This is a genomic window from Stenotrophomonas sp. Steno-C15, assembly GCF_056393265.1.
Genome location: NZ_JBWJPF010000016.1, coordinates 63,751 through 89,434 on the forward strand (window position 1 = coordinate 63,751; position 25,684 = coordinate 89,434).

Annotated in this window: 14 protein-coding genes and 1 riboswitch; of the genes, 5 read left to right on the forward strand and 9 right to left on the reverse strand. The window is 67.2% G+C overall.

Annotated elements, in window-relative coordinates:
- Positions 1-187: 187 nt before the first annotated feature.
- Together AC06FB_RS13185 and AC06FB_RS13190 are read right to left on the reverse strand one after the other, a co-directional pair.
- A complete protein-coding gene (locus AC06FB_RS13185) occupies positions 188-1,852 on the reverse strand; it encodes an MFS transporter (protein ID WP_053517700.1) in 1,665 nt (554 codons plus the stop codon).
- A 94-nt stretch (positions 1,853-1,946) separates the two neighbouring features.
- Positions 1,947-3,368 (reverse strand): DcaP family trimeric outer membrane transporter, encoded by a 1,422-nt coding sequence (locus AC06FB_RS13190; RefSeq protein ID WP_197571679.1) that lies wholly within the window; start codon positions 3,366-3,368, stop codon positions 1,947-1,949.
- A gap of 245 nt (positions 3,369-3,613) precedes the next feature.
- Between AC06FB_RS13190 and acs the strand changes: the two genes are divergently transcribed.
- Both acs and AC06FB_RS13200 read left to right on the forward strand, forming a co-directional pair.
- Positions 3,614-5,557: an acetate--CoA ligase gene (acs, locus tag AC06FB_RS13195; protein ID WP_065181408.1), complete on the forward strand. Its 1,944-nt coding sequence runs from the start codon at positions 3,614-3,616 to the stop codon at positions 5,555-5,557.
- Between the two features lie 94 nt (positions 5,558-5,651).
- Positions 5,652-6,317, forward strand: coding sequence for a response regulator transcription factor (locus AC06FB_RS13200; RefSeq protein WP_005411662.1), 666 nt, complete (start codon positions 5,652-5,654; stop codon positions 6,315-6,317).
- A 118-nt stretch (positions 6,318-6,435) separates the two neighbouring features.
- On the opposite strand, the gene AC06FB_RS13205 is transcribed toward AC06FB_RS13200, so the two are convergent.
- The 7 genes from AC06FB_RS13205 to glyQ form a co-directional block, all read right to left on the reverse strand.
- A complete protein-coding gene (locus AC06FB_RS13205; RefSeq protein WP_478053765.1) occupies positions 6,436-7,011 on the reverse strand; it encodes a manganese efflux pump MntP in 576 nt (191 codons plus the stop codon).
- An 88-nt stretch (positions 7,012-7,099) separates the two neighbouring features.
- Positions 7,100-7,189, reverse strand: a riboswitch (yybP-ykoY riboswitch).
- Positions 7,190-7,328: 139 nt separating this feature from the next.
- Positions 7,329-10,787, reverse strand: a complete 3,459-nt coding sequence (locus AC06FB_RS13210) for a hybrid sensor histidine kinase/response regulator (protein WP_478053766.1) — start codon at positions 10,785-10,787, stop codon at positions 7,329-7,331.
- 136 nt (positions 10,788-10,923) lie between these two features.
- Positions 10,924-13,071, reverse strand: coding sequence for a S46 family peptidase (locus AC06FB_RS13215; RefSeq protein WP_476339995.1), 2,148 nt, complete (start codon positions 13,069-13,071; stop codon positions 10,924-10,926).
- Between the two features lie 115 nt (positions 13,072-13,186).
- The gene (locus tag AC06FB_RS13220) at positions 13,187-17,044 is read right to left on the reverse strand and encodes a translocation/assembly module TamB domain-containing protein (RefSeq protein WP_478053767.1); all 3,858 of its coding nucleotides are present in this window, start codon (positions 17,042-17,044) and stop codon (positions 13,187-13,189) included.
- The gene (locus tag AC06FB_RS13225; protein ID WP_053517726.1) at positions 17,041-18,837 is read right to left on the reverse strand and encodes an autotransporter assembly complex protein TamA; all 1,797 of its coding nucleotides are present in this window, start codon (positions 18,835-18,837) and stop codon (positions 17,041-17,043) included. Before AC06FB_RS13225 ends, AC06FB_RS13220 begins: the two co-directional genes overlap by 4 nt.
- Positions 18,838-19,013: 176 nt before the next feature.
- Positions 19,014-21,089, reverse strand: a complete 2,076-nt coding sequence (gene glyS, locus AC06FB_RS13230) for a glycine--tRNA ligase subunit beta (RefSeq protein WP_478053768.1) — start codon at positions 21,087-21,089, stop codon at positions 19,014-19,016.
- Positions 21,090-21,173: 84 nt separating this feature from the next.
- Positions 21,174-22,085, reverse strand: coding sequence for a glycine--tRNA ligase subunit alpha (glyQ, locus tag AC06FB_RS13235; RefSeq protein ID WP_053517689.1), 912 nt, complete (start codon positions 22,083-22,085; stop codon positions 21,174-21,176).
- A gap of 83 nt (positions 22,086-22,168) precedes the next feature.
- Here glyQ and AC06FB_RS13240 point away from each other — a divergent pair, with 83 nt between their 5' ends.
- Genes AC06FB_RS13240 through AC06FB_RS13250 form a run of 3 tightly spaced genes read left to right on the forward strand, consistent with a single transcriptional unit; the run spans position 22,169 to position 25,683 of the window.
- Positions 22,169-24,004: a GspE/PulE family protein gene (locus tag AC06FB_RS13240; RefSeq protein WP_053517687.1), complete on the forward strand. Its 1,836-nt coding sequence runs from the start codon at positions 22,169-22,171 to the stop codon at positions 24,002-24,004.
- Positions 23,976-24,722, forward strand: coding sequence for a glutamine amidotransferase (locus AC06FB_RS13245; protein WP_053517686.1), 747 nt, complete (start codon positions 23,976-23,978; stop codon positions 24,720-24,722). The genes AC06FB_RS13240 and AC06FB_RS13245 overlap by 29 nt, the downstream gene beginning before the upstream one ends.
- Positions 24,723-24,771: 49 nt before the next feature.
- Positions 24,772-25,683, forward strand: a complete 912-nt coding sequence (locus tag AC06FB_RS13250) for a BPSS1780 family membrane protein (RefSeq protein ID WP_065174240.1) — start codon at positions 24,772-24,774, stop codon at positions 25,681-25,683.
- The last annotated feature ends 1 nt before the right edge of the window (position 25,684 follow it).

Sequence of the window (25,684 nt, forward strand, 5' to 3'; positions counted from 1 at the left end):
GGGCGCGAGATGGCGGGTGGCTTCGAATGCTTTTCAACCACGATTACGGCATTGAACGCTGTCTTTTCGCGTCTGCGGAGTTTTGTGCCGCGCGCTGCGCGGTCGCCGAGCATGGCTCGGCGCTACAGGGCAACGAAAAGGCCGTGGTCTGCACCACGGCCTCTCCTTCATCCGGTGAACATCATTCCTACTTGGTGATATCCACGTCCTTGGTTTCACGCAGGAACAGGCCACCGATCACCACCGACATCAGCGCGATCGCGATCGGATACCACAGGCCGTAGTACAGGTTGCCGGTACCGGCCACCAGCGCGAAGGAGATCGCCGGCAGGAAGCCACCGAACCAGCCGTTGCCGATGTGATACGGCAGCGACATCGAGGTGTAGCGGATGCGGGTCGGGAACAGCTCGACCAGGTAGGCGGCGATCGGGCCGTAGACCATGGTCACGTACAGCACCAGCAGCCACAGCATGAAGATCGTGCCCGCAATGTTGATGCGCGCGCTGTCCGCCTTGGCCGGGTAGCCGGCGGTGGTCAGGGCGGTCTTCAGTTCGGCACCGAACGCGTCGGCCTTGGCCTTGCCTTCGTCCTTGCTCAGTCCCGCCGCTTCATACGAGGTGACGCTGGCGCTGCCGACGTTGACGATCGCCAGCGAACCCGCCGCTGCCGGCTGCACGTCGTACGGCACGCCCGCCTTGGTCAACGCGGCGGTGGCCACGTCACAGGAGCTGGTGAACTTGCGCAGGCCGACCGGATCGAACTGGAACGAGCAGGTGGACGGATCGGCCACGACCAGGGCCGGCGAGCTGCTGCGGGCCTCTTCGATGGCCGGGTTGGCGAAGTGGGTCAGGCCCTTGAAGATCGGGATGTAAGTCACGGCAGCCAGCAGGCAGCCAGCGAGGATGATCTTCTTGCGGCCGATACGGTCGGACAGCCAGCCGAAGAAGATGAAGAACGGCACACCCAGCGCCAGTGCGGCTGCGATCAGCAGGTAGGAGGTGGTGGCGTCGACCTTCAGCATGCTGCTGAGGAAGAACAGCGCATAGAACTGGCCGCCGTACCAGACCACGGCCTGGCCGGCCGCTGCGCCCAGCAGGACCAGCAGCATCAGCTTCAGGTTGCCGCCCTTCAGGCTGTCACGGAACGGCGTCTTGGAGCCCTTGCCTTCCGACTTCATCTGCTGGAACAGCGGCGACTCACTCAGCTGCAGGCGGATCCACACCGAGATGCCCAGCAGCACGATGGACACCAGGAACGGAATGCGCCAGCCCCAGGCTTCGAATGCTTCATTGCCCAGGAAGTAGCGGCAGGCCAGGATGATCAGCAGCGACATGAACAGGCCCAGCGTGGCGGTGCACTGGATGAAGCTGGTGTACAGGCCACGCTTGTCGTCCGGGGCATGCTCGGCCACGTAGGTCGCCGCGCCGCCGTATTCGCCACCCATCGCCAGGCCCTGGGCCAGACGCAGGATGATCAGGATCACCGGCGCGGCAAAGCCGATCGACGCGTAGTTGGGCAGCACACCGACCAGGAACGTCGAGATGCCCATGATCAGGATGGTGACCAGGAAGGTGTACTTGCGGCCGATGCGGTCGCCGAGGCTGCCGAAGAAGGCCGCGCCGAACGGTCGCACGAAGAAGCCGGCGGCGAACGCCAGCAGGGCGAAGATCATGCCCGTGGTTTCATTGACACCGCTGAAGAACTGCTTGGCGATGATGGCGGCGAGCGAGCCGTACAGGAAGAAGTCATACCACTCGAAGACCGTACCCAGGCTCGAAGCGAAGATGACTTTCTTGTGGCCCTTGGTTAGGGTGCCCGCGGGATTGTGCGCGGTGCTGGGTGTGCTGGACATGAGACGCTTCCCCTCCGAAGCAATCGTTGTTGGTAGGTGCCGACGGTGGGTCGGCACTCAGTATCGGTAGCGGCCGACCTGGGTCGGCGCGCCGTCAGAAGCTGTACTTCGTGGTGAACTGCAGCCGGGTGATGTCACCCTTGTTGCCGTTCTCGATCTCGCGGCGGCCATACATCAGCTCGGCGCCGACATCGACCTTGGGCAGCGGTGAGTAGAAGATGTTGCCGCGGATGCTCTGCACGCTCTTGGTGACCAGCGGGCCCAGCACGCTGTCGTTGTCGTAGTCGCTGCGCGCATAGATCAGGTTGGTGCGCAGCTTCGGCGAGAACGCATGGCGCCAGCCCACGTAGCCGGCCAGAACGCCGGTCGGATTGAGCTCGTCGCGGGCGATGTCATAGGCCGAGTCGGCGGTGATGCCCAGGCCGATGTAACGCGCGATGCCCTCGCCTCCGGTGAACTGGTAATGCAGCGAATCGCTGTCGCCCATCACCCACTTGCCGCCCAGGGTCAGGCCGCCGGCAACCTTGTCGGCCTTGGCGCCGGTGGTCTGGTTGTCGACCTTCAGCTGGCGGACGATGCCGCCGACGCCGAAGGTGCCCCAGTCGCCCTTCCAGCCGTAACGCATCGTCAGATCAGGCAGGCTGCCGCGATCGGAGTTGGCGCTGGCGTTGGTCCAGGCGCCGGTGACCGGATTGCGGGTACCGGTAAGCGTGGTGGTTTCCGGGTTTTCCAGGGCAACGCTGAAGCCGCCGCTGGTGTAACGCACCTGTGCCTGGCGTACGAAGATCACACCGTCGGTCGGGCCGACGAAGTCGACCGCTTCCGGCAATGCGGCCGCGTCCATGAAGTTGGACCAGGTCTGGCCGGCGAGCCAGTTGTTCCAGTACATGTAGGCATGGCGCAGGGTGACGCCGTAGGTGTTGGTGGCGGTCTGGTTGCCGAGCGAGTTGCCGAAGAAGTCCATCTCGAAGAACGCGCCGGCTTTGTTGCCGGACTCGCTCACGTTGTCGATGCCCAGGTTGAAGCGCGAGAACTTTGCGTGGGCGTTGTAGTCGGTGCCCGAACGCCTGCCGTTTCCGCCGGCGCCTTCCACCGGGGTCTGGCCCGGCAGGTACAGCGAACGGCCGGTGGCATCGTCGGCCAGCTGGCCGTCGCTGGTCTGGGTCGCCAGGAAGTCAGCCTTGATGAAGCCACCGATCTTGACCGTGGTACCCGGTGCGGCACCCGGAGTGATGGTGGTGACCTGGATCGGCTGCTTGCCGGCCGGCACCGCCGGCTTCTGCTCGGACTGCACGGTGCGGACTTCGGTCACCGCCTGCTGGGTCTGGGCGATCTGGGTCTGCTGCTGTTGCTGCGAAGACAGCAGCAGCTGGACCTGGCGCTCCAGTTCGGCGATGCGTGATTCGAGTGCTTTCTCTTTGGCGGTCTCTGCGAACGCCATGCCCGGTGCGACCAGGGCGACCAGCAGGCAGGCCGCCAAAGGTGTGCGCACGGCTTTCAACGTACGGTGGCTCATGTTGCCCTCTCTCCCAAGTGGCAAGGTGATGCCGCGCGTGGGGCACGGTCGAGCCGAGACTGCGGGGCACATGCGCGCACCGGCTATTCGCCATTGGTCGAAGCCGGGCCCGCAGGGCGCTCACTTTCGACCATGGTCTAAGCACAGTGGTGACGCGGCCGGGGGTGGATGGGGCAAACTGAGGGGGATCGGTCGTTGCGATGCTGCGACCGCACATACAAAGTCAACGTGCAAGTGAGGGTGCCATGGCTGATATCTACCCCGTCGATCCGCAGTTCGCCGCCAAGGCACGCATCGACAAGACGTCCTACCAACAGCAGTACCAGGCTTCTGTGACCGACCCGGAGGGTTTCTGGGGCAAGGCCGCCGAGCGCCTGCAATGGATGCGCACGCCGACGAAGATCAAGAACGTCAGCTACGACCTGGCCGACTTCCACATCAAGTGGTTCGAGGACGGCGAGCTCAACGCCAGCGTCAACTGCCTTGACCGCCAGCTGGACAGCCGTGGCGACAAGACCGCCCTGCTGTTCGAGCCGGACAGCCCGGACGCACCGGCCCAGCACGTGACCTATCGCGAGCTGTACGAGCGCACCTGCCGGCTCGGCAATGCGCTGCGCAACCTGGGCGTCGGCAAGGGTGACCGGGTCACCATCTACCTGCCGATGATCGTCGATGCTGCCGTGGCCATGCTGGCCTGCGCGCGCATCGGTGCGATCCACTCGGTGGTGTTCGGTGGCTTCGCGCCGAACTCGATCGCCGATCGTGTCAGCGACTGCCAGAGCAAGCTCATCATCACCGCCGACGAGGGCCTGCGCGGTGGCCGCAAGGTTCCGCTGAAGGCCAACGTCGATGCAGCCCTGAAACTGCCGGGCACCAACACCGTGGAGACCGTGCTGGTGGTGCGCCACACCGGCGGCGCGGTGGACATGCAGGCCCCGCGCGACCGCTGGTTCCATGACGTCGTGGACAGCCAGCCCTCCACCTGCGAGCCGGAGCGCATGAACGCCGAGGATCCGCTGTTCATCCTCTACACGTCCGGTTCCACCGGCAAGCCGAAGGGCGTGCTTCACACCACCGGCGGTTATCTGCTGTACGCGGCATACACCCACGAAGCGGTGTTCGACCTGCGCGAGGACGACATCTACTGGTGCACCGCCGACGTCGGCTGGGTCACCGGCCACAGCTACATCGTGTACGGCCCGCTGGCCAACGGCGCGACCTCGCTGATGTTCGAGGGCGTGCCGAACTACCCGGACACCTCGCGTTTCTGGAACGTCATCGACAAGCACAAGGTGTCGATCTTCTACACCGCCCCGACCGCCATCCGTGCACTGATGCGCGAAGGCGAGGAGCCGGTGAAGAAGACCTCGCGCGCCTCGCTGCGCCTGCTCGGCAGCGTCGGCGAGCCGATCAATCCCGAGGCCTGGCGCTGGTACTACGAGGTGGTCGGCGACAGCCGCTGCCCGATCGTCGATACCTGGTGGCAGACCGAGACCGGCGGCATCCTGATTTCGCCGCTGGCCGGTGCGATGGACCTCAAGCCGGGGTCGGCCACCCTGCCCTTCTTCGGCGTACAGCCGGCGCTGGTGAATGCCGATGGCGAGATCCAGGACGGCCCGACCGAAGGCAATCTGATCATCCGTGATTCCTGGCCGGGCCAGATGCGCACGGTGTACGGCGACCACCAGCGCTTCATCGACACCTATTTCCGCACGTATCCGGGCAGCTACTTCACCGGCGACGGTTGCCGCCGCGACGAAGACGGCTACTACTGGATCACCGGCCGCGTGGACGATGTGATCAACGTGTCCGGCCACCGCATCGGCACCGCCGAGGTCGAAAGCGCGCTGGTCTCGCACCCGAAGGTGGCAGAAGCCGCCGTCGTCGGCTTCCCGCACGACGTGAAGGGCCAGGGCATCTATGCCTACGTCACCCTGGTGGCCGAGGAAGCGCCGAGCGAAGAGCTGCACAAGGAGCTGATCGCATGGGTGCGCAAGGAAATCGGGCCGATCGCCACCCCGGACCACCTGCAGTGGGCACCGGGCCTGCCCAAGACCCGCTCGGGCAAGATCATGCGCCGCATCCTGCGCAAGATTGCTGAAAACGCGCCGGACCAGCTCGGCGACACCTCGACCCTGGCCGATCCGTCGGTGGTGGCGTCACTGGTGGACGAACGCAAGGTACGCTGACGTACGACCCGGGGTCGGACCCCTTTCCGCAGGGAAAGGGCTCTGACCCCAGGGGCCTGGCCCCCGAACAGTTTCCCCACGGTTCCCCCCGACCATGACCACCCTCCTGATTGCAGATGACCACCCGCTGTTCCGCGAAGCCCTGCGTGGGGCCGTACAGCGGGTCATCCCCGGCGTGCAGCTGTTCGAGGCTGACAGCGTGGAAGCGCTGTATGCGCTGGCCGACCAGCACAACGATGCCGACCTGGTCCTGATGGACCTCAACATGCCGGGTGCACAGGGTTTCAACGCACTGGTGCACATGCGCTCGCTGCATCCTCACCTGCCGGTGGTGGTCGTCTCCGCGCGGGAGGAGGCCACGGTGATGCGCCGTGCGCTCGATCACGGTGCGCTGGGCTTCATTCCCAAGTCCGCCGACTCGGACACCATCGGTCATGCGCTGGGCACCATCCTCGACGGCGAGACGTGGGCCCCGCCGGAGGCACACAACGTGCCCCCCACCGAGCGCGAGGAACGCGAGGTCGGCCAGCGCCTGCGCGAGCTGACGCCGCAGCAGTTCCGCGTGCTGCAGATGCTGGGCGCCGGCCGCCTGAACAAGCAGATCGCCTACGACCTCAACGTCTCCGAGGCAACGATCAAGGCACACGTGACCGCGATCCTGCGCAAGCTGGGCGTGACCAACCGCACCCAGGCGGTGCTGATGGCCGGCAAGCTGGCCATCGACGACGACGCGATCGTGCTGCCGCCGGAAGAAGACTGATCGCGGCGTACTGCGGTGCCGAGTGCGGGGTCTCGTGAGGCCCTCGTAGAGCCGAGCCCATGCTCGGCTGCTTCATACGCCAGCCGAGCACGGGCTCGGCTCTACAGGTAGCCCCTGCTCAGCCCACGCCGCGCAGGTGTTCGTACAGGATCGTCGCGCCGATGATCACCAGGATCACGCCGCCGATGATCTCGGCACGCTTGCCAACCATGCTGCCCAGCACGCGGCCGAGCATGATGCCGACGGTGACCATCGTGAGCGTGCACAGGCCGATGACCGCCGCCATCACGCCGATATGGACGTCCATGAACGCCAAGCCGATGCCCACCGCCATCGCATCGATGCTGGTGGCGAAACCCGTCAGCGCCAGCTTCCAGAAGCCGTGGTGCTGCGAAGGGTCTTCATCTTCTTCACCCTCATCCGGACGCAGACCGTTGTAGATCATGTGGATGCCCAGCGCGCCGAGCAGGCCGAAGGCGATCCAATGATCGAAGGCTTCGACGTACTGCAGGGCGGCACGGCCGAGCAACCAGCCGATGATGGGCGTGATCGCCTCGATGACGCCGAAGATGATGCCGGCACGCAGTGCATCGCGGAACACCGGCTTGCGCATCGCCGCACCCTTGCCGATCGCCGCGGCGAAGGCATCGGTGGACATGGCAAAGCCGATCAGGAGGATCGAAATGGGGGACATGTGTGGCTGCTGAGGTCGGGCTAGGACGGACGCACGGCCTGCGCTCGCGCCCAACCTGACGTTGCGCGCGCGGGCCGCTGGTCTCGCCAACCATCATGGTTGTCCACGCCACGGCGCACTGGCCGAGTATGTTGACGTGGACGATTCCTGCGTAGGAATCCGGCTACTCCCCAAGGGGACGCGAAGCTTAGCATCGCGATTCGCGTGTGGCACATTTCTGGTGAAACGCGCAGGCAGGGCTGGTTTGTATAGCGATGGCTATATCAGCGCCGGGCTGCGCGCGGAGCCGAGCATGGGCTCGGCTCTACCGTTGCCCATCAGGCTTCGTTGCTGCCGGCGTCGCGCAGCGCGCCGAGGAAGGCGCGCAGCGAGGCCGGCTTGATCGGCTTGGTCAGCACCCGATAACCCCGCTCGCGCGCCATCCGCTTCAGCTCATCGCGACCATCGGCAGTGAGCAGGGCACCGGGCAGCGGATATCCCGCCGCCTCGCGCAGTGCCACCAGCGCGTCCAGGCCATCCATGCGGTCATGCAGGTGGTAATCCACCAGCATCACCTGCGGGCGCTCGGCAATCTTTTCCAGCGCCTGATCGACGGTGGCGGCGGTGATCACCTGCACCTGCCAGCGACCCAGCAGCGCACGCATGCCGTCGAGGATTTCCTCGTCATTGTCCACGCACAGCACGCGCAGGCCGGCCAGCGAATCGCTGCGCACCGGCGTGGCGGCCACCTGGACCGCCGTGGCAGGCTCGGTGTAGCCCGGCAGAGGCGCCACGCGAGGCAGGATGATCGAGAACATCGACCCGCTGCCGACGCGGCTGCGTGCGTTGAGCCGATGGTCCAGCAGGCGCGAGATGCGCTGGCAGATCGACAGGCCCAGGCCCAGGCCCTGCTCGCCCCAGTCGAAGGGCTGCTGGTAGCGATGGAACTCATCGAAGATCTGCCGCATGTGATGCTCCGGGATGCCGGGGCCGGTATCCCACACCTGCAGTTCCACTTCCTCGCCCCGGTGGCGCACGGCCAGCACGATGCGGCCCTGCCGTGTATAGCGCAGCGCGTTGGCCAGGAAGTTCTGCAGCACACGCCGCAGCAGGCGCCGGTCGCTGCGCACCCATGCCGGGCGCGCGAACAGATCCAGGCGCAGGCCACGGCCGGCGGCAACCGGCGTGTACTGTGCGGCCAGCTCGCGCATCAGCGCGCTGACGTCGAACTCGCCGATGACCGGATGCAACCCACCTGCATCCAGCCGCGATACGTCCAGCAGGCCATCCAGCAGCTCCTCGGCCGCGCGCAGCGAGGCATCCACGCGCTCGGCCAGATGCTTCTGCTCGTCGCTCACACGAACGCTGTCACGCAGCGCCGAAGCGAACAGGCGCGCGGCATTGAGCGGCTGCAGCACGTCATGGCTGATCGCGGCCAGGAAGCGGGTCTTCGACTGCTGGGCGGCTTCAGCTTCGTGGGAGCGCTCGGCGACGCGCTGTTCCAGCGTTTCATTGGCTTCCAGCAGCGCCTTCTCGGCGTGCTTGTAATCGGTGATGTCGTTGTAGCTGGTCACATAGCCGCCGCCAGGCAAGGCCTGGCCACGCATCTCGATCACCTTGCCATCGCTGCGCGTGCGCTCGAACACATGCGGTGAACCGGCGCGCATGTAGCCGATGCGGCGGTTGATCTGCACCTCGATGTCGCCCTCGCCCAGCTCGCCCCGTTCGGCGTTGTAGCGGATCAGGTCGGCCACCGGGCGGCCCACGTACAGCATGCCGTCGGGGTAGCCGAACATGTCCTGGTAGCGGCGGTTCCACGCCGTCAGGCGCATGTCCGGATCGACCACGCTGACACCTGCACTGATGTTCTCCAGCGTGGTGGACAGGATCTCGCGGTTGAAGCGCAGTTCCTGCCCGGCTTCGTCCAACACCGCCACCACCTCACCCAGGTCCATGCCGGAACCGCGCAGCAGGCTGGTCAGGAGCAGGCGCGCGGAGGCGGCACCGATCGACGCGGCCAGCAGGCGCTCGGTGAACTGCACCCAGGGCCGGTCGGCCGGCGCGGAAGACTGCAGTTCGCGGCCCAGCGACTGCGCCTGCTCGAAGAACGAACGCCGCGCATGGCGCTCGCCCACCACGCGCGAGGCCAGCGCCAGCAGGTCGCCCACATGCACGTGGCCCGGCCAACCGCCGGCGACCGAGGGGCGCTCGGCGTACGGATCGAGGAAGGGCGCAGCACGCAGTCGCTCGTCCACCCCCGGCCGCCAGCGTGCGGACACCAGCATCATCGTTGCTGCATTGACCAGCAACGACCAGAAGGTACCGTGGGTCAGCGGATCCCAGCCGGTCATGCCGAACAGCTGCTGCGGGCGCAGCCATTCGATGCCGAACGGACCCTGCTGGACCCAGCCGGCGTCGACCCATCCCGCCATGGTCATCGCCGGCAGCAACAGGGTATAGAGCCAGGTGGCGAAGCCGAGCAGCATGCCGGTTTCCACGCCGCGGCGGCTGGCGCCACGCCAGTACAGGCCGCCGATCAGGCCCGGTGCGAACTGCGCTACCGCGGCGAACGCCATCAGGCCGTAGGACGCCAGGGTGCTGTCGTTGCTGCTGCTGCGGTAGTAGCTGTACGCCATCAACGCGAGCAGCAGGATCGCCAGGCGGCGGATCCACAGCACGCGCGAGGCCACGTCGGCTGCTTCCTGGTGATCGCCACTGCGGCGCAGCAGCACCGGCATCACCAGATCATTGCTGACCATGGTGGCCAGCGCGATGGATGAGACGATGACCATGCCGGTGGCCGCAGAGAAGCCACCCACATAGGCGACCAGCGCCAGTGCGTTGCGGCCTTCGGCCAGCGGCAGCGCCAGCACCATCGCATCGTCGGCGACGCTGCCGCCGGTGCCGAACAACGTGACGCCCGCGGTGGCGATGGGCAGCACCATCGCCGAGATCAGCACCAGGTAACCACCGAACATCCAGCGTGCACGGCGCACGTCGCGTACATCGCCACATTCCACCACCGCGACATGGAACTGGCGCGGCAGGCAGACGATGGCGAGGAAACTGAGCAGGGTCTGCGAAATGAATCCCACCGGCGGCAAACCGGTGAACAGCGTATGCACCGACTCGACCACCGCATCGGTGCGGTCGGTCAGCCACACATAGGCGAATACGCCAACGGCGAGCATCGCCAGCAGCTTGATCACCGATTCCAGCGCGATCGCCAGCATCATGCCGTGGTGATGCTCGGTGGCATCCACCTGGCGCGTGCCGAACAGCGTGGCGAACAGGGCCATCAGCAGGGCGACATACAGTGCGGGATCGCTGAAGAAGCCGGTCGGGCCGGTGTTGCCGGTCAGCACCTGCAGGCTCATCGCCACCGCTTTGTACTGCAGGGCCAGGTAGGGAACGATGCCGATCAGGGCGATGATCGCCACCAGCGCGGCCAGGCGCCGCGAGCGGCCGAAGCGCGAGGAGATGAAATCGGCGATGGACACCACGTTCTGGCTGCGGGCGATCAGGGCCAGGCGCTCGATGATGCGCCAGCCGAACAGCAGCAGCAGCAGCGGCCCGATGTAGATCGGCAGGTAGCCGATACCGTTGCGCACGGCGGTGCCCACCGCGCCATAGAAGGTCCAGGACGAGCAGTACACGGCCAGCGCCAGGCTGTAGACCACCGGCCGCAGCCAGGGCCGGTCCGGGTACATCGGCCGACGGTCGCCCCACCATGCCACGCCGAACAGCAGTGCGGCATAGGCAACCGAGACCAGCAGCAGGATCCAGCTGGAGACCACGCGCGCGTTTCCGTCAGAGGAACCCGCAGTGTAGGCCAGAGGCGGCCAGACGTACGGGCTCGTTGGGGGCAACACCCCCCCACCGGCGTGGGGGGCCTACGCGGTGCGGGCCACGACCGGGGTCGTGGCCGGCGTCTTACTGGGCCGGAACGCCCATTTCCTTCAACAGTTCCGGCGCCGGGTAGACCTTGGCCAGCAGCCAGCGCAGATAGCGCATGTCCACGTGCACGGCGCGCTTATAGCGCGGATCGAACCACCAGCTGGCACTGACCGATTCCCAGTTGCTGTCGAAGTTCAGGCCAATCAGTTCACCCTTGGCATTGAGCACGGGCGATCCCGAGTTGCCGCCGGTGGTATCGAGGTTGGTCAGGAAGTTGACGGTCTGTGTCTTCAGGGCCGGATCGGCCGTGCTGCCGAAATCACCCTTGGCGATGGCGGCCAGCAGCGGAGCCGGCGCATCGAAGGGATAGGCGTTGGTGTTCTTCTCGACGATACCGGCCACCGTGGTCACCGGCGAGTAGGTCACGCCGTCACGCGGGTGCAATGCCTCGACCTTGCCGTAGCTGATGCGCAGGGTACGGTTGGCATCCGGGTACACCGCGCGGCCCTGCTTGGCACGCCAGGCGAACAGCGCCTGCATGTAGGCCGGGCGCAGGCGCAGCTGCTCGCCTTCGCGGGTCTTGCTCTCGTTCTCGATGCGCAGCTGCGCCGCCACCAGCGGCGCGGCCACTGCGATCAGCGGATCGGGTGCCAGGGCCTTGCCTTCGCGCGCAGCGGCGAAGCGCGAGAGACGCTGCGCCTCGTCGCCCAGCCGGGTGCTGGCGTAAAGCGTGTCCAGCGCCTGCGCCAGCTGCGCCGGGGTGCGGCCGAAGGCGGCATCGAACTCGGCCACGCGCTGCGCGTCCGGCAACTGCTGGTATCGCGTAAGCAGGGTGGTCAGCAGCGCCTTTTCGACCTCCGCTGCATACCGACGCTGCACCTGCTTGAGTACGCCCTCGATCATCGCCTGGTCGCGCTGCTGGTAGCCGCTTTCGCGCTGTGCATCCGGCTTGGCCGACTCGATGCGCAGGCGTTCCAGCAGCAGCGCCGAGCGCAGCAGCTGGCTCTGGTTGGCCATCTGCTCCAAGAGCAGGTCGCGCTCACCCACCGCCGCGCCCTGCGAGAGATTGGCCAGCAACGCCTGGATGTCACTCCGGTACCGGCGGTCGGTGGCCGCCAGCATGGCCGACTCGTCGGCAGCGCGCTGCGCCTTGGCATCGCTGCGCAGCAGGCCTTCCAGTTCGCCCGCGGCGCGCTTGCGGTTGTTCTTCAGTGACTGCAGCTGCGAGGCGTAGCGGGTACGCGCCTGTGCATCCTTGGCGCTGGCTGCCTCGATGGTGTCGATCATCTGCTGGAACACCGACACCCGGCGCGGCAACACCGCATCGACCTGGCTGGCGAACTCGGCCGCGGTGCGGTGGCGGTAGGTGATGCCCGGGTAACCGGCCAGCATCGCGTAATCGCCCTCCTTCGGACCTTCAACGGACATCTTCAGGTGCGCCGGTGGCTGATACGGCACGTTGTCCTTGCTGTACGCGGCCGGCTTGCCATCCTTGCCGACATAGGCACGCAGCAGAGTGAAATCGCCGGTATGGCGCGGCCACATGAAATTGTCGATCTCGTCGCCATAGTTGCCGATCGCACGCGGCGGCGCGTAGACCAGGCGCACATCGCTCAGTTCCAGCTGGGCAATGCGATAGAAATCGGTGCCGTAGTACATGTTGGCCACCGAGCAGCGCACGCTGCCGTTCTTCTCGCACTCCGCCACGATCCGCTTGCTGGCCGCATCGACCGCATCGAAGTACGCACGGCCGGTTTTGCCACGGGCATTGGCCAGCACCTGATCGGTCACCTTGTCGAAGCCGACGGTGACCAGCACACGGAAGTCCGGATTGGCCGGCCGCTCGTCGGCGCGCCCCTGGGCGATGAAGCCGTTGTCGATCAGGTTGTGCTCGGGCGAACTGTTGTACTGGATCACGCCCATCGCCACATGGTGGTTGGTCAACAGCAGTCCGTCGGCGGAAACGAACGAACCGGTGCCGCCTCCGGCCCGCACCACGGCGCTCAGCGGTGGTGCGGTGACGTTGGCCAGGTCGGCCGGATCGCCCATGAAGCCCGCTGCGCGCAGCGGCTTGGCCAGCTCCGGCAGCTGGGTCGGCATCCACATGCCTTCATCGGCATGGGCGCCCGCAGCGAGGGTGAGGCCCAGGGCCAGGGCGGCAGGAAGGGTTTTGCGTGGCGACATGAGGCGATCCGGTACGACAGAACAGCCCGGGACCATAGCCGCTGGGGCCGGCAGGGGCAACGGCCGATGGTTGGGGGCCGGGCGCGGCCCGGCGCTACCGGTCGATGGCGGCGGGTTACTTCTCCCGCCGCCAGTTGATCGAGCCGCGGTTTTCCACCGTGCTCGACTCCACTTCCACGTCGAAACCGCGGCGCAGCAGATACTTCAGGGTGATCACCGAACCGGCGCCGACCAGCGATACGCCATAGCCCACATACAGCTTGGGCGAGATGTACTTGCCCACGCCGATCACCGATCCGCCCAGCGCGCGCGACTGGCTCACGCCCGCATCGTCCAGGCCCAGCTTGGCCCCCAGCTGCGACGCGAGCAGGCCGCTGCCGGCCGACAGTGCGGCCGAGGCTGCATTGACCTGCTGGGCCTGGTCGCTGCTGGCACCGGTGAGGCTGCGGCCCAGCACCAGATAGGCCAGCGCTTCGGACTGCGACATCGCCGGGTCGGACCACACGTCCGCACGCGGCTGCTGTGCACGGCCGGTCACGTCGATGCCAGCGGTGACATCACCGATCCGGCGCTCGGCACGGATGTTGATGCGCGGGTCGGATACGGCGTTGTAGTTCCAGTTGAGGTTGCCGCGGGTGATGGTCAGGTCCTGGCCATAGGCCTTGTAGCGGCCACTGACCTCCAGCCCGCCATTGGCGGTCATCTCGCGACCGGGCTTGGCCCAGACCTGCATCTTGCCGGTCAGCGCGCCCTTCAGGCCGAAGCCGGTCATCTTCACCTTGTCGCCCAGGCTGACGGTCAGGTCCATGTCCAGCGGCGAGGTGCGCGATTCCTCCGGATCGGCCGGGTCCAGCACCACCACGTCCTCGGAAACCGACGTCCCGCGATCCAGCCGCTCAAGATCGATGTCCGCCTCCGGCACATGCACGGTGCCACGCAGCTCCATCGCGGCCTTGGCCAGGGTGAAGTCCAGATTGGGGTTGGCGACGATGCGCAGTTCGCTGGTATTGGACAGCAGCACGTTCTCGCCGTGGATCTTCAGCTGCAGCGGCTGCGCATCACCGAACCAGGACAGGCCGCCATCGACATACAGCGTGCCCTGGCCCGAGTTGGCCTGCGCGGTGATCTTGGCCGAGCCGTCGGGCTGGGCGACGAAGCTGCCCTTGCCCTGGTCGAACGTCAGCCCCAGCGCGGGGAATTCGCCCTTGAAATTGCTCAGCTGCGCGTCGCCGCCCAGCGATGGCTGGCCACGGGTACCGCGCAGGCTGACGTGGCCCTCGATCAGGCCGGTCGGGCGCACGATGTCCGGCGAGAACAGCTCCAGCCAGTACAGCCGCGACATGTTGAGGTAGAGCTCACCGTTCAACGGCGCGCTGGCTTCCCAGCCGGTCTGCATCCTGGCATCGACGAAGCCGTTGCCCTGGAAGCCCATGCCCAGATAGCCCTTGATGCTGGCCGGGGTCATGTCCAGCTTCAGCGAGAACTGGTCATAACGCACCAGTTCGCCCCGGGTGCTGTCGCCACCGACGTTGCGGTTCTCGCCCAGGCGCACCCCGCCCTCCAGCGAACGCACTTCGACGTGTCCTTCCCACGCATTGCCGCGCGGCCGGATCTGCGCATCCAGACCGAGCTCGCCGCGCAGGTAGATGCGACGTCCGGACTGCGGCGGCAGCCACGGCTGCACCAGTGCCAGCGGCAACGCATCGCCGCGCACCACCAGGCCCTCGCGCGGCCAGTTCGCCTGCGCACAGAGCGCCCCGCTGCTGGCGGCAGCCAGGCAGGCCTCGGCCAGCGTGTAGCTGCCATTGTTGATGGCGAAGGCGGCCGGCGCGCGCAGCGCCCAGGCATCGCCCTTCACCGGTGCGATACGCAGCGAAGCCAGTTCGCCCCGCCATTGCTGGCCCTGCTGGCGCACGCTGCCCTGCAGGTCGATCGCGCCCAGTTCGTTGCGGGTCTGTGCCGCCAGGCGCAGGTTCGACACGCTGCCCTGCGCATCGATGTTCAACCGTTTCAGCAGCATGCCGGCGTTGACCTGCTGTCCCTGCACGGCCAGCGTGCCGCTGTCGCCACGCCACGGCAGTCGCCCCTTGATGCTCAGGCTCTCGGCGCCATAGCCATCCCAGTTGAGGTTGTTGCCGACCAGGTCCGCGGTGATGTCCGGTGCGTCACGCGGGCCGGTCACCTGTATCTGCCCGCGCAGGCCGCCATCGGCGCCAGGCAGCAGGTCGCTCAGCTGCAGCGGTTCGAAACGTGCGTCGATGTCCAGGCGGTCGCCCACCTTGCCCGAGGCGGTGACCCGGCTGCTGCCGACGGCCAGCTTCAGCTCGCCCTGGCCCTGTTCGCCCTGCAGCGCGAACTTGCCCTGCGCATCGAGGTTGCGCTGACGCAGCACGCCCTTCAGCGACGGCAGATCGACCGTGGCTTCCAGCGTGCCGGCAGTACCCGGCGGGGCATTTGCCGGCGGCGGCAGCTGGCGGCCCTTGGACGCCAAATTGCCCGACAGCCGGCCATTCCATCCAGGCACGAAATAGCCCGGGTCGAAGTCCTTCAATGTGGCCTTGGCATCCCAGTCCAGCTGCGGTGCCCATGCCACCTGGCCCTCCACCTGCAACTGCCCGCCGGGCGTCTGCGCCTGCAGCTCGCGGATCGAGGCCGCCTGGTCGTTGCCGCGCACGTCGAAACGCAGCTGCGCCTTCTGCTGCTCACGCTCCACGTCGGCACGACCGATCGCAGCCCATGCCTTCAGCGTCCCTGCCAGGCCGAAGCGGGCTTCCTTCAGTGTCACCGGTACGGGCGGACCACCGGCGGTGTTCGGATCCTCCGCCGGCACCCAGGTCAGATCATGGGCGATGACCGAGAAATCGAGTTTCTGCTGGTCTTCCTGGCTGAAATCAGCGGTACCTTCCAGGCGTGCCTCGCCCCCCAGTCCCTTCACCACCAGCGGCGAGACCTTCAGCACCTGGTCCTGCAGCGAGATGACCGAGGGCGCCAGCTCCAGCGCCTGCTCGCCCTGCTTCACCGTGCCGCGCAGCTGGGCGTTGCCGCCCTTGCCGGTGGCGCTGAAATCCAGCGCGAGTGGCGCGATGGCCGAACCCGCGAGCGCTGGCGACAGCAGAGCCGGGTCCAGTTCGTCGCTGCGCACGGTCGCGCTCCAGCTCGGATCGGTCCGCCCGTCAAACACCAGCATCGCATGCAGCGGTTTGGGCGCGCGCCCGGCCACGGCCACTTCCATGTGCGCCAGATTGCCCCGTGCAACCAGGCCGAGCGTGGCGGCCGTGCGCCCACGCGGCGCCGGCAGCACCGCGGTGACGGTCACGTCGGTGTCGTAGTCCTTGGCCGGGATGTAGCGGCCCTGGGCGGTGAAGTTGCCCATATCGCTGTCCACGACCAGCGCGCGCGCCTGGAATTCGCCGTTGGCGATTTCCACGCCGCCGCGCACGCGGCTGATGTCGATCACCGGTTCACCGGCCTGGGTCACCCGGAAACCGTCGATGGCGATGGCGTCGGCCTGGATGGCCAGCGGCATCTCGATCTGCGGCAGCGAGTCCGGCCACGACGGCAGCTTGAACGGCTCCTCGCTCTTGGCCAGGTTCAGCGAGGCATTGGTCAGTTCCAGCCTGTCGAGCAGCAGTTTGCGGCCCAGCAGCGGGCGCAGGTCCGGCTCCAGGTACGCGCGCTCGGCATGGAAGTGGATGTCGTCATAGCGGAAGTCGACGTTGTAGAGCGTCAGCGGGCCGGCCACCGGTCCGTCCACCTTGTCCCAGGTGAAGCTGGCACCCACCGGCAGGCGCGCGACCACCTGCGCCAGCAGCACGTCACGGCCGGCCACGGTCTGCAGCAGCCAGTACAGCAGCAGCAGGCCGAGCAGGACCAGGCCCAGCACGCCCACGCCGGACCATGCCCAGAAGCGGCGGCGGCGATAGAAGCGCACGCGCGGCGGCGGTGTTCCCGGGCTCTGTGCGGGCGTGCTCACAGGTCCGCTCCGATATTCAGATACAGCTGGAACTGCGAATCCGGGTTGTTCAGGCCGTGGGCCACGTCGATGCGCACCGGGCCCACCGGCGACTTCCAGCGCACGCCGAAGCCCACACCGGTATGCAGGTCGATGGTGTTGTCGAAGGCACTGCCGGTATCGACGAATACCGCCGCACCCCAGGGGCCACCGTTGAAGTAGTGCTCGTACTCGGCCGAGCCGATCACCAGGTTCTTGGCACCCAGCGCGTACTTGTCCGGCGCGGGCGTGCGCGGGCCCACCTCGCGGTAGGCATAGCCACGGATGCTGCGGTCACCGCCAGCGAAGTAGCGCAGGCTGGGTGGCATCGCCACCAGATCGCTGGTCCAGGTGGTGCCCCCCTCGCCACGCAGGATCAGGCGGTTGCTTTCGCCCACCGGAACGTACCAGCGAAGCACGGCATTGGCCTGCACGAAGCTGGTATCGGAGCCGGCGCCTTCAACGCCCGCGCGCACGGTGGCCGTGCCGCTGATGCCTTTGCGCGGGAACATCTCGTCATCAACATTGACGTAGTCGGCCACCAGCTGCGGATAGACCAGCGTGGAGGTGTTGTAGACCGCGTCGGTGAACTCGGTACCCGATGCATAGCGCCAGCGCTCGCGCAGCGCGTTGACCGACGCGATCGCGGTCCAGTATTCGTTGATCTCGCCGCTGCGGCTGGCGATCAGCTTGAAGTTGCGCAGGTCGATGTAGTCGGTCTGCTCGTCGTAGGCGCTGGCGGCGAAGGTATACCAGCCATCAAGCCAGGCGAACGCGGGAATCCGGTAGCTGGTCACCAGGCTCTTGCGCTTCTGCGCATAGTCCAGCTGGGTGTTCATCTTGTGGCCGCGGTTGTTGAGGAACCGCCGCTCGACACCGCCGCGTACACCGGGACCACTCTCGCTGCCGTAGCTCAGGCCCGCGGTGTAGATCGTGCGCTTGGCACGGGTCAGCTTGACGTCGACCGGCACCTCACCATTGTCGTCGGCCTGGTCCGGCCGCGGCTGGATGTCGATCACGCTGAAGTAGTCGAGCTTGGTCAGCGACTCGCGCAGCCGGTCCAGCTTGCCTTCGTGGTAGTAGCTGCCCTGTTCCCAGTACACCAGCGGATCGAACAGCTTGTCGACGAAGTAATCCTGCTCGAACCGGACCGGGCCCATGTTGTAGCGGCGGCCGCTGTCCCAGGTCAGGTCGATGTCCGCGGCGTTGTCGGCGCGGGTGATCTGTACCTGGCGCTGGGTGTAATCGGCATCGAAGTAGCCACGCTCGGCCAGGCGGCGGGTGATGGTGATCTTGCTGGCTTCGTACTGGGTATGTTCGAAACGCTGGCCCTTGCGCGGCTTGAAGGCGGTCAGGTCATCCTGCAGGTACTGGTCGTACATGGCCGGGCCGGTGATGTCGATGTGCTCGCGCCGCACCGTCACCGGCGTGCCCTTGTCGACGTGGATCAGCACCTGCACATGCTCGTCCTGGCGCGGCGCCTCCACCGTGATCACCGGGTTGTAGTACCCGAACGGCTCCAACGCCTGCCGGGTCTGCCGCTCGGCCTGTGACAGCAGGTACTCCAGCCGCGATTCACCCTGCTCCTTGCCGATCGTGTCGTACAGCGTGAGCGATTCCTGGATGTTCTCGATGATCGCGGCGTCGTCGCCCTTGTCCAATCCCTTGATGTCCACCTTGTCGATGGTGCCGCGCGCGTGGGCCACGGGGGTGGCGACCAGCGACAGGACCATCAGCGGCAGGGCGTATTTCTTTGGCTGCATGCGGCACAGCATACCGACCCAACGTGACGATGCGAAATGCATCACGCCTTCAGGCATCGGTTGTTAAGTGGCGGTCAAAATACGCGTTACCGACATCATCCGCATGATGTCGGTAACGCCGGGCCATGCCCGGCGGCTTCTTCCAGCACCACACCGCGCGTTCGCCGGGCGTGGCCCGGCGCGACCACTCAGCTCGACAGATGCTCGATCGCGGCGACCTTGCCCAGTCGCTCGCCCAGCAGGGTCAGCAGCGCCAGGCGATTGCCGCGCAGTGCGGGGTCTTCGGCATTGACCATCACACCATCGAAGAATGCATCGACCTGCGGGCGCAGGCGGGCCAGGCGGGCCAGCACGGCCACGTAGTCCTTCTGATGCAGGCTGGCGCCCGTGTCGTCGATGGCGGCGGTGACGGCTTCGGCCAGCGCGCGCTCGGCCTCCTCCTGCAGCAGCGACGGGTCGATCTGGCCCGGAATGTCGCCTTCAGCCTTACGGAGGATGTTGCGGATGCGCTTGTTCGCGGCGGCCAGGGCCTCGGCCTCGGGCAGCGCTGCAAACGTGCCGATCGCGTCGAGGCGGCGATCGAAGTCGTACAGCGACGCCGGCTTCAGTTCGGCGACCGCGTTGAAGTGGGTGGCCGGCACGCCCTTGTCGGCGTAATAGCCCTTCAGGCGATCCAGGATGAAGTCGTACAGCTCACCCACATCGGCCTGCACGCCACGCGCAGCCAGGCCCTGGTTGGCGCCGGCCAGCAGCGCGCGCAGGTCCAGCTCGAAGCCACTCTCGATGATCGTACGGGCCAGGCCCAGTGCGTTGCGGCGCAGGGCAAAGGGATCCTTGTTGCCGGTCGGCTTCAGGCCCGCCGCGAACCCGCCGGCCAGTGTGTCCACACGCTCGGCGATGGCCAGCACCTTGCCCAGCGGCGACAGCGCGATGTCATCGCCACCGAAGCGCGGCTGGTACGCCTCGTCGAGGGCCAGCGCCACGTCCGGCGATTCTCCGCCCGCCACCGCGTAATGGCGGCCGGCGATGCCCTGCAGTTCCGGGAACTCGTTGACCATGCGCGACTGCAGGTCGTTCTTGGCCAACTCCGCGCTGCGGCGGGCCTGCACCGGATCGGCACCCACCTGCACGGCAACCGCTTCGGCCAGCGCCGCCACGCGCGCGACCTTGTCCGCCACGCTGCCCAGCTTGGCCTGGTAGGTCACGGTCTTCAGGCCCTCGCCCATCGCGGCCAGCCCCTGCTTCAGGTCTTCATCGAAGAAGAACTTGGCATCGGCGAAGCGCGGGCGGATCACGCGTTCGTAGCCCTTGGCCACTTCGGCCACATCCTTCGACTCGATGTTGGCGATGCCGATGAACTTCTCGGTCAGCGTGCCCGCGTCATCCAGCACCGGGAAGAACTTCTGGTTGATCTCCATCGTTTCGATCAACGCTTCCTGCGGCACGGCCAGGAAGGCGCGCTCGAAGCTGCACAGCACTGCCGAGGGCCACTCGACCAGGTTCACCACCTGCTCAAGGTTGTCCTCGGTGATGCGCGCACTGCCGCCAGCCTTGCCGGCGGCGGCTTCGACCTCGGCGACGATGCGTGCGCGGCGCTCGGCCGGGTCGACCAGCACATGGGCCGCGCGCAGCGATTCGACGTAGTCCTGCGGCTGGGTCAGCCACACGGTCTTGTCATGGTGGAAGCGATGGCCACGGCTCATGCGGTCGGCCTTGAGGCCGAACACCTCGGCCGCGACCACGTCCTTGCCGTGCAGCAGCACCAGCCAATGCACCGGCCGCGCGAAGCCCCACGGGTGGTCGCCCCAGCGCATCGGCTTGGGGATCGGCATGGCGGCGATGGCCTCGCGCAGGATCTCGGGCAGCAGATCGGCGGTGCTCGCGCCCGGCGTCACCGCGCGATGCACGAAACGCTCACCCTTGTTGTCGGTGGTCTTCTCCAGCGCGGTCCAGTCGATGCCGGCCTTGGCGGCGAAGCCCTGCAATGCCTTGGTCGGCTGGCCTTCGGCATCCAGCGCGATGTTCAGGTACGGGCCCAGCACTTCGCTGTGCTGCTCCGGCTGTTCCAGGCCGACGCCCGGCAGCAGCACGGCCAACCGGCGCGGGGTGGACAGCGGACGTGCATCGCCCGTGTCCAGCGCAATGCCGCGCTTGCGCAGGCCTTCGACAACACCGTCGAAAAACGCCTGGGCTAGGCCCGGCAGCGCCTTGACCGGCAACTCCTCGGTGCCCAGTTCGATCAGCAGGGGGGACAATTGGCTCATCGGTTCGATCCTGTGGTGGGGGGCGCAGCGCGCAACGCGTCCGGCGCCCCGGGGGTGATGAAAAGCAGGGTGGGAGAGCGGCCGTCAGGCTTTCTTCGCGCCCGGGAAGCCCAGCTTCTCGCGCTGCTCGTAGTAGGCCCGGGCCACCGCCTGGGCCAGCGCACGCACGCGCAGGATGTAGCGTTGGCGTTCGGTCACGCTGATGGCGCGGCGCGCATCCAGCAGGTTGAACGTGTGGCTGGCCTTCATCACCTGCTCGTAGGCCGGCAGCGGCAGGCCCACTTCGACCAGCTTCTGCGCCTCGCGCTCGCAGGCGTCGAAGCGGTGGAACATTTCTTCCACGTCGGCATGCTCGAAGTTGTAGGTGCTCTGCTCCACCTCGTTCTGGTGATAGACGTCACCGTAGGTCACCGGCTGTCCGTCCGGCCCGTAGGTCCACACCAGGTCGTAGACGTTGTCGCAGTTCTGCAGGTACATGCACAGGCGCTCGAGACCGTAGGTGATCTCGCCCAGCACCGGGCGGCACTCCAGGCCGCCGGCCTGCTGGAAGTAGGTGAACTGGGTCACTTCCATGCCGTTGAGCCAGACCTCCCAGCCCAGGCCCCAGGCACCCAGGGTCGGCGACTCCCAGTTGTCCTCGACGAAGCGCAGGTCGTGCACCAGCGGGTCGATGCCCAGCGCCTGCAGCGAATCCAGGTACAGCTGCTGGATGTTGTCCGGCGCCGGCTTCATCGCCACCTGGTACTGGTAATAGCGCTGCAGGCGGTTCGGGTTCTCGCCGTAACGGCCGTCGGTGGGACGGCGCGAGGGCTGCACGTAGGCCGCGTTCCAGCCTTCCGGACCGATCGCACGCAGGAAGGTCGCCGGGTGGAACGTACCGGCGCCCACCTCCAGGTCGAGCGGCTGGATGAGCACGCAGCCCTGCTGGGCCCAGAACTGGTTCAGGGTCTGGATCAGGCCCTGGAAGGTGATCGGAACGGTCGGGGTCGCGGACATGCGGACGATTCTTGGCCGGCAAGGGGGTGCGCTAGTATAACGGCCGACCTGCGGGGCATTCCGTACCCGGGAGGAGCAGGCAGATGGAACATCGGCTGCCGGCGGGCACGCCCGGCGAGCCCGGCGCGGTACCGCTGCCGTGGGGCCGCCTGCTGTTTGAACAGGTCTCGGCCGCACTGCTGGCCGATGGCCTGGTGGCCGGGCAGGACCGCGAGCGTGTGCGGTTTTCCGCGCAGGGCGCCCGCAACGCCAGTGAAGTCCATCCGCTGGTGCTGCTGTCCAACCTCAAGCTTGCCGCCAGCGACGGCGGCGAACTGACCCTGGAACGCCTCACCGAGTGGCTGGCGCGGCGCACCGGCACCCGCTACCTGCGCATCGACCCGACCCGCGTCGATGTGGCGGCGGTCACGGCCCTGGTTTCGCACGCCTATGCGCGCCGCCATCGCTTCCTGCCACTGGCGGTGGACGCCGAACGCGTGCTGGTGGCCACCAGCGAACCGCTGGTACAGGAATGGCGCCGCGACCTGCAGCACCTGACCCGCCGCCGCATCGAGCTGGCCGTGGTCAATCCGCTGGACCTGCACCGCTACACCATGGAGTTCTACGGCGTCACGCGCTCGGTGCGTGGCGCGCGCGGCGACGTGCGCGGCGAGGTGAACACCGCCCTGCCCAGCTTCGAGCAGCTGGTCGAGCTCGGCCGCACCGGCGACGTCAATGCCGACGACCAGCACATCGTGCACATCGTCGACTGGCTGCTGCAGTACGCCTATGAGCAGCGTGCGTCGGACATCCACCTGGAACCGCGCCGCGAGATGGGCCGCATGCGCTTCCGCATCGATGGCGTGCTGCACAAGGTGTTCGAGGTGCCACCGGCGGTGATGACCGCCGTGGTCAGCCGCATCAAGGTGCTGGGCCGCATGGACCTGGCCGAGCGTCGCCGGCCGCAGGATGGCCGCATCAAGACCCGGTCACCGGGTGGGCGCGAGGTGGAAATGCGCCTGTCGACCATGCCCACAGCGTTCGGCGAGAAGTGCGTGATGCGCATCTTCGACCCGGATGCGGCGTTCAAGAGCATCGACCAGCTGGGTTTCAGCCCGCAGGAGGCTGCCGGCTGGAACGCCCTGGTCGAGCGTCCGCACGGCATCGTGCTGGTGACCGGCCCGACCGGCTCCGGCAAGACCACCACCCTGTACTCCACGCTCAAGCGCCTGGCCACCCCGGACGTGAACGTGTGCACGGTGGAGGATCCGATCGAGATGATCGCGCCGGAGTTCAACCAGATGCAGGTGCAGACCAACATCGACCTGGACTTCGCCAGCGGCGTACGTACCCTGCTGCGGCAGGATCCGGACATCATCATGATCGGCGAGATCCGCGACCTGGAAACCGCGCAGATGGCGGTACAGGCGTCGCTGACGGGCCATCTGGTGCTGTCCACCCTGCACACCAACGACGCCCCCTCGGCCATCACCCGCCTGCTCGACCTGGGCGTGCCGCATTACCTGCTGGCCTCCACCGTCAACGGCATCCTCGCCCAGCGCCTGGTGCGCACCCTGTGCCCGCACTGCAAGCAGCCGCATACGCTCGGTGCCGCCGATTGGGCGGTACTGGCTGATAGCCATGCCGCATATCCAGATGCCGCCACGCCCTGTCGGCCGGTCGGTTGCCTGGAGTGCCGGCGCACCGGTTTCCTCGGCCGCATCGGCCTGTATGAGTTGCTGCCATTGGGTTCGCGGCTTCGCGCGCAGATCCGCGCCGACATGGATCTGGCCGGTTTCAGCCGTGCCGCCCGTGCCGAGGGCCTGCGGACCCTGCGCCAGGCGGGGCTTGAAAAGGTGGCGCAGGGGCTGACTACAATCGAGGAAGTCCTGTCTGTCCTGCCGCCCCCGGATGAACCCAGCGCCCTTCCTGATTCTTGAAACCGGCCGTCCAGTGCCCTCGCTGCGTCGTTATGGGCGTTTCCCGCACTGGATCCGCGTCGCCGCCGGCCTGGAAGAACACGAGACGGTGGTGGTCGATGTCGAACACGGCGGCGTCCTGCCCGACCCGCGCGCGTTCGCCGGGGTGATGGTGACCGGCTCGGCCGCTTTCGTCACCGACCACGCCGACTGGAGCGAGCGCAGCGCGGCGTGGCTGCGGCAGGCCGCCCACGATGACGTGCCGGTGTTCGGCATCTGCTACGGGCACCAGCTGCTGGCGCATGCGCTGGGCGGCGAAGTGGCCTACAACCCGGCCGGACGCGAGTCGGGCACCATTGAACTGGAGCTGCAGCCGCAGGCAGCACAGGACCCCCTGTTCCAGGGGCTGCCGCAGCATTTCGCGGCACACGCGACCCATCTGCAGACCGTACTGCGTGCCCCCGAGGGGGCCGCCGTGCTGGCACGGTCGCCGCAGGATGGCTGCCATGCCTTCCGCTGGGGCCGGCAGGCGTGGGGCGTGCAGTTCCATCCCGAGTTCGCCACCCACCACATGCGCGGCTACGTGCGTGCGCGGGCCGACTGCATCGGCCGCCATGGTGGCTGCGCCCGCAGCATCGAGCGCGCGGTCAGCGCCGCCCCCCTGGCCCGGCAGCTGCTGCGCCGTTTCGTCCGCCAGGCACGGCAGTCTTCAGCCCAGCCGGCGGCAAAACAGGGATAATCGGCGGCGCGGGTACTGCCCGCTCCCCTTCTGTCCTCTCCGGATGTCCATGAAAGAGATTCGCAAGCTGCCGGCCTCGGCGGGCGCCCAGTGGTTGCTGGATACGTTCTCCCTGTACCGGCGTGCACCGCTGCAGCTGGCGCGGATCGGCCTGACCTGGATGCTGGTCAGCTGGGTGGTCACCCTGCTGTCCACCCTGGTGCCCGGCGCGCTGGGCCTGGCCGTGCAGCTGATGACCCTGGCCGTCTCGCCGATCATGTTCGGCGGCATGCTGTACGCCATGGGCGAGATCGACGATGGCCGGCCCGGCCTGGTCACCCACCTGCTGCAGCCGATCCGTGACCACCGCGTCAGCCACCTGCTGGTGCCGCTGGCGATCCAGGTACTGGTGGTCCTGCTGCTGGGCGTGCTGCTGTACCTGATGATCGGTCGCGAAGGCTTCGCCGCCTTCAGCGACGTCATGGCACGGATGGAAGAGATCGCCCGCAGCAACCAGCAGGTCAGCCCCGAAGCCGCCGCCGAACTGGTCGCCCAGCTGCCGGCCACGCGCATCGCACTGTGGATGCTGCTGGTGTTCGTGACCGCCATCGCCCTGACCCTGGCGATGTTCACCCAGCCAGCGCTGGTGGTGTTCGACAAGCAGAGCGGCATGCACGCGCTGCGCCTGAGCCTGCAGGGCTGCATCGAGAACATCGCGGCGATGGCGGTGTTCGCCGTGCTCGGCGTGATCGCCGCCTTCTGCGGCTACATCCTGTTCGTGATCGTGATCCAGATCGCGATGCTGCTGGGGGGGCAGATGGTGGCTGTGTTCATCGCCCAGCTGCTGCTGACCACCGTGGTGATGCCGCTGTACGTCGGCGCGGTGTATGCCGCCTGGAAGCAGATGTTCGTGCACCGTGGCAGCCGTGGCGCTCCGCCGCTTCCGGCCACGCCGCCGGTGAACGACGTCTTCCACGCCTGAG

Coding starts and splice junctions, on each gene's coding strand:
- AC06FB_RS13185 (WP_053517700.1), bottom strand. CDS start 1,852: ATGTCCAGCACACCCAGCACCGCGCACAATCCCGCGGGCACCCTAACC.
- AC06FB_RS13190 (WP_197571679.1), bottom strand. CDS start 3,368: ATGAGCCACCGTACGTTGAAAGCCGTGCGCACACCTTTGGCGGCCTGC.
- acs (WP_065181408.1), top strand. CDS start 3,614: ATGGCTGATATCTACCCCGTCGATCCGCAGTTCGCCGCCAAGGCACGC.
- AC06FB_RS13200 (WP_005411662.1), top strand. CDS start 5,652: ATGACCACCCTCCTGATTGCAGATGACCACCCGCTGTTCCGCGAAGCC.
- AC06FB_RS13205 (WP_478053765.1), bottom strand. CDS start 7,011: ATGTCCCCCATTTCGATCCTCCTGATCGGCTTTGCCATGTCCACCGAT.
- AC06FB_RS13215 (WP_476339995.1), bottom strand. CDS start 13,071: ATGTCGCCACGCAAAACCCTTCCTGCCGCCCTGGCCCTGGGCCTCACC.
- AC06FB_RS13225 (WP_053517726.1), bottom strand. CDS start 18,837: ATGCTGTGCCGCATGCAGCCAAAGAAATACGCCCTGCCGCTGATGGTC.
- glyS (WP_478053768.1), bottom strand. CDS start 21,089: ATGAGCCAATTGTCCCCCCTGCTGATCGAACTGGGCACCGAGGAGTTG.
- glyQ (WP_053517689.1), bottom strand. CDS start 22,085: ATGTCCGCGACCCCGACCGTTCCGATCACCTTCCAGGGCCTGATCCAG.
- AC06FB_RS13240 (WP_053517687.1), top strand. CDS start 22,169: ATGGAACATCGGCTGCCGGCGGGCACGCCCGGCGAGCCCGGCGCGGTA.
- AC06FB_RS13245 (WP_053517686.1), top strand. CDS start 23,976: ATGAACCCAGCGCCCTTCCTGATTCTTGAAACCGGCCGTCCAGTGCCC.
- AC06FB_RS13250 (WP_065174240.1), top strand. CDS start 24,772: ATGAAAGAGATTCGCAAGCTGCCGGCCTCGGCGGGCGCCCAGTGGTTG.